Source organism: Nocardia sp. CC201C (assembly GCF_030010695.1).
Classification (GTDB): domain Bacteria; phylum Actinomycetota; class Actinomycetes; order Mycobacteriales; family Mycobacteriaceae; genus Nocardia; species Nocardia otitidiscaviarum.
Genome location: NZ_JASCXP010000507.1, coordinates 1 through 4,552, shown reverse-complemented (window position 1 = coordinate 4,552; position 4,552 = coordinate 1). Strand labels below are relative to the sequence as shown.

At 69.4% G+C, this 4,552-nt stretch carries 4 protein-coding genes and 1 pseudogene; 4 read left to right on the top strand and 1 reads right to left on the bottom strand.

Annotated features, from left to right (window positions below; genetic code table 11):
* Positions 1 to 195: 195 nt before the first annotated feature.
* Positions 196 to 1,197 (bottom strand): HAD-IB family hydrolase, encoded by a 1,002-nt coding sequence (locus QK444_RS32800; RefSeq protein WP_282785934.1) that lies wholly within the window; start codon positions 1,195 to 1,197, stop codon positions 196 to 198.
* Between the two features lie 94 nt (positions 1,198 to 1,291).
* Here QK444_RS32800 and QK444_RS32795 point away from each other — a divergent pair, with 94 nt between their 5' ends.
* The 4 genes and pseudogenes from QK444_RS32795 to QK444_RS32780 all read left to right on the top strand — a co-directional run.
* Positions 1,292 to 1,567, top strand: coding sequence for a glutaredoxin family protein (locus tag QK444_RS32795; protein ID WP_282785933.1), 276 nt, complete (start codon positions 1,292 to 1,294; stop codon positions 1,565 to 1,567).
* Positions 1,568 to 1,877: 310 nt separating this feature from the next.
* Complete coding sequence (locus QK444_RS32790) at positions 1,878 to 2,735, top strand: redox-sensing transcriptional repressor Rex (RefSeq protein ID WP_282785932.1); 858 nt, start codon at positions 1,878 to 1,880, stop codon at positions 2,733 to 2,735.
* Positions 2,732 to 4,180 carry a glutamyl-tRNA reductase gene (locus QK444_RS32785; RefSeq protein ID WP_282785931.1) on the top strand — a complete coding sequence of 483 codons (1,449 nt, stop codon included), beginning with the start codon at positions 2,732 to 2,734 and terminating at the stop codon, positions 4,178 to 4,180. The genes QK444_RS32790 and QK444_RS32785 overlap by 4 nt, the downstream gene beginning before the upstream one ends.
* A gap of 8 nt (positions 4,181 to 4,188) precedes the next feature.
* Positions 4,189 to 4,552 (top strand): annotated as a pseudogene (locus QK444_RS32780) (hydroxymethylbilane synthase); the annotation flags it as partial.

The window sequence follows — 4,552 nt, the reverse complement described above, 5'->3', positions numbered from 1 at the left end:
GCTACCGGCCCGGGGCGTGGCGCCCGGGGCCCGATTGTGTTTCCCGCCACTTTGTCTACGACGGCTCGTAGTGTGACCTACTACACGCTGTAGTCTGCGGGCATGCCTATGTGGATCATCCCGATCATCGCGATCGTCAGCGCCGTACTCATCGCCATCCTCTTCGTGGGTGGTTTTCCCAAGGATGACCACTGATCAACCCGCTTTGGCCTCGCGCTTGCGCGTGAGGACCGCGGCGGCCGCACCGCCCGCGGCACCCAGTGCCAGGGCGGTCGGCACGCCCACCTTCGCGGCCTTGCGCCCGGTGCGGAAGTCACGAATCTCCCACCCGCGATTCTTGGCCACCTCGCGCAGATCCGAATCCGGATTGATGGCCACCGACGTGCCCACCAGCGAGAGCATCGGCACGTCGTTGTGGCTGTCGGAGTAGGCCGTGCAGCGCTTCAGATTCAGGCCCTCGCGAATCGCCAGGGTGCGCACCGCGTGCGCCTTGCCGAGTCCGTGCAGGATGTCGCCCACCAGGCGGCCGGTGAACACGCCGTCGCGGCTCTCCGCGACCGTGCCCAGCGCACCCGTGAGACCTAGTCGCTTGGCGATCACCTGCGCCAGCTCCACCGGGGTCGCGGTGACCAGCCACACCTGCTGACCGGCGTCGAGATGCATCTGCGCCAGCGCGCGGGTGCCCGGCCAGATCTTGTCGGCGATGATCTCGTCGTAGATCTCCTCGCCCAGTTCGGCCAGTTCGGCGGTGGAGCGTCCGGCGATGAAGGCCAGCGCCTTCTCCTTGCCGCTGGCCATATCGGCGCTGCTCTCCTTGCCGCTGACCCGGAACTTCACCTGTTTCCAGGCGATATCCACCAGATCCGAGGTCTTGAAGTACTTGCGCGCCGCCAGCCCGCGCGCGAAATGCACGATGGACGCGCCCTGCACCATGGTGTTGTCGACATCGAAGAACGCCGCCGCGGTGAGATCGCGCGGCACCGATTCGGCGACCGGCTCCTCGGCCTCGTGCAGGGCGAGCGCGGCCTCGGCGCTGGCCTCGCCCGCCAGATTGGCGCGAACCTCCTCCTCCGTCGGGCCGAACGGGCTGCGGGCGATCCGGGTGAACTGGTCCTGCAGGCCACCCCAGCGGGTGGGAAATTCACCGAATCGTCCCGCGATGAAACTCGTCCTCGCCTCTTTCGATCGTTCCGGCACCAGTACCTCCGCGGGGTTCACGTGAACACGTCCACAGTATCCCGGCCCGATGGCCGGAACGTAGACGGCGATCGACAAGTGTTGAATGACGCTCATGAGTGATCCCACACCGAGTGATCCCACCCCGCAGGTGACCCTGCTGACCCGCGCCGGGTGCCACCTGTGCACCATCGCGCTCGAACAATTGCGCGTCGTCTGCGCGGAATTCGGCATCGAACCCGCCACCGTGGATGTGGACGAGGCCGCGGCCACCGATCCGGGATTGCGCGCCGAATACGGCGACCGCCTGCCGGTGGTCCTGCTGGACGGGCGGGAACATAGCTATTTCGATGTGGACGAGCCGCGACTGCGGGCCGATCTCGCCCGGTGAAACGCGGCGTGGACGCCGGGGGAGATTTCCGGCGCGTCCCGTAGCGGTGTCCGCACGATAGGGGTTGAATGACCCACGGGGCCGGAGCCTGGCACAAAGTGACTGAATTCACCGACTTTGTGAAGGGCTGCACAAGCGGTTACGGTGGTGGCACGCAACCCGCCTCGAGGGTCTCTCGGGGGCAGTGGTAGCAGCCCCTAGAACCCGACACGACCTGCAACGCGACCGCCTCGCGACGGTCGCCCCGGCGTCGGGTCGACAGCACGAAACCCGGACACCCACCCCCGGCCGGACGAGGAGCGCAAGCGACGTGACAGAGCAGCATGAGACGCCCGGTGGCGTCTCCGGCAGGGCTCTGCAGAAGGACATACCGCAAGCCACGGTAGCGCGGCTCGCCACGTATCTCCGGGTGCTCGCCGTTCTCGCCGACGAAGGTACGGCCATCGTATCGAGTGAGGAACTGGCTGTCGCGGCGGGTGTCGGTTCCGCCAAACTGCGCAAGGATCTTTCGTTCCTCGGACCCAACGGTGTGCGCGGGGTCGGCTACGACGTGATCAAACTGCGCGACCGCATCGAGGATGTGCTCGGCCTGTCCGAGGGCCACCGCGTGGTGCTGGTGGGCGCGGGCAATCTGGGCCGCGCGCTGATCGGCTACGGCGGATTTCGGCGGCGCGGTTTTTCCATGGTCGGCATCTTCGACAACGATCCGGCGGTCATCGGCACCACCGTGAGCGGCCTGCCGATCCGCGATGTGGCCGAGCTGCCCCGGGCCATCGGCCTGCTGGAACCGACCATCGCGGTCATCACGGTGCCCGACGCGGCCGCGCAGGGGGTCTGCGACCTGCTGGTCGAGGCCGGTATGCAGAGCATTCTCAGCTTTTCCCCGGTCGCGCTGGACGCACCCGACGTCGTGGAGGTGCGGCGGGTGGACCTGGCGGTCGAGATGCAGTTGCTGTCCTTCGAACGCGCCCGCAACGCCGAACTCGAGGCCGCCGAATCCGAGGTGGCGGCCGGGGAGACGGTGGGCGCGGATACCGTGCGCGCGGCGGCCGACGCGGCGCTGGAGCGCACCGTGCACACCGCCGAACGCGGCACACGGCGGGTGACGCCGATTCAGACTTCTCATGCGGCAATGGAGCCAACCAAGGGATCGGTGGTCACGCCATGAGTGTGCTGCTCGTCGGTATTTCACATCGGAGCGCGCCGGTCGCGGTGCTGGAGAAGGTCGCGATCACCGAGGACGACCGGCCCAAGCTGACCGACAGGATGCTCGCCTCCAGCCACGTCTCGGAGGCCATGATCGTGTCCACCTGCAACCGGGTGGAGATCTACGCGGTGGTCGACGCCTTCCACGGCGGGCTCGGCGAGATCAGCGACCTGCTCACCAAGCACTCCGGGCTACCGCTGCCCGAACTCACCAAACACGCCTACGTGCGCTACGCCGAGGCCGCCGCCGAGCACCTGTTCGCGGTCGCCTCCGGCCTGGACTCCATGGTGGTCGGCGAACAGCAGGTGCTCAGCCAGATCCGCGCCGCCTACGCCGCCTCCGACGCGCAGCAGGCCGCCGGGCGCACCCTGCACGAACTGGCGCAGCACGCGCTGCGGGTGGGCAAGCGGGTGCACTCCGAAACCGGTATCGACCGCGCGGGCGCGTCGGTGGTGTCGGTGGCCCTGGACCGGGCCCGCATGGTGCTCGGCGCGGCCGAGATGAGCCGCGAGGCTGCCGCCAGCGTCAGCGAAACCGCTGTGGCGCCGTATGATTCGGCACTCGTCGGCCGCACCGCGCTGGTGCTCGGCGCGGGCGCCATGGGCGGACTCGCGGTGGCGCAGCTGGCGCGGGCCGGGGTCGGGCGCGTCATCGTGGTGAACCGGACCCTGGAGCGGGCGCAGCGCTTGGCGCGCACCGCCACCGATATGCACGGCGTGACCGCCGACGCCATGGAGATGTCGCGCATGGTCGAGGCCATGGCGGCGGCCGACGTGGTGGTCACCTGTACCGGCGCGGTCGGCGCGGTGGTGACCCTCGCCGACGTGCACCGCGCCCTGGCCGGTCGCCCGCATCAGCACCTGGTGATCTGCGATCTGGGCCTGCCGCGCGATGTGGAGCACGCCGTGGCCGGGCTGCCGGGCGTGACCGTCATCGATATGGAGACGTTGCAGCGCGACCCGGCGGCCGGGGCCGCCGCCGCCGACACCGTCGCCGCGCGCGGCATCGTCGCCGACGAACTCGCGAAGTACCTGGCCGGACAGCGAATGGCCGAGGTCACCCCGACCGTGGCCGCGCTGCGCCAGCGCGCGGCCGAGGTGGTCGAAGCCGAACTGCTGCGCCTGGATTCGCGGCTGCCGAGCCTGGCCGCCGACGACCGTGAGGAGGTGGCGCGCACCGTGCGCCGCGTCGTCGACAAACTGCTGCACGCACCGACGGTGCGGGTCAAGCAGCTGGCCTCCACGCCGGGAGGCGACAGCTACGCCGAAGCGCTGCGTGAGCTGTTCGAACTGAAACCCGGTGCGGCACAAGCGGTCGCCGCACCCATGGAAATCGCGGCGCTCGGGGAGCTCGCCGACGATTTCACCGCCGCACATCTCGGGGACGAACAGGGGCCCAACTCATGACCGGAGCGATGGTGCACGGAGATCAGGACACGAGGGCGCGCGGCACGGTCGAATCACCGTGGCGCATCGGTACCCGCGGCAGCCTGCTGGCGCTGACCCAGGCGGGCACCGTGCGCGACGCCCTGGTCGCGGCGGGCCAGCACGCCGAACTCGTGATCGTGAAGACCGCGGGCGACAAATCGTCGGACCCGGTCGAGAAGATCGGCGTCGGCGTGTTCACCGCCGCCCTGCGCGAGGAGTTGGCCGCGCAGACCGTCGATATCGCGGTGCACTCCTACAAGGACCTGCCGACCGCGCCGGACGAGCGCTTCACCATCGCGGCCGTGCCGCCGCGCGAGGATCCGCGCGACGCCCTGGTGGCGCGCGACGGCC

Excerpts from the sequence above, each read along its gene's own strand:
- QK444_RS32795 (WP_282785933.1), top strand. The coding sequence starts at position 1,292 with ATGAGTGATCCCACACCGAGTGATCCCACCCCGCAGGTGACCCTGCTG.
- QK444_RS32785 (WP_282785931.1), top strand. The coding sequence starts at position 2,732 with ATGAGTGTGCTGCTCGTCGGTATTTCACATCGGAGCGCGCCGGTCGCG.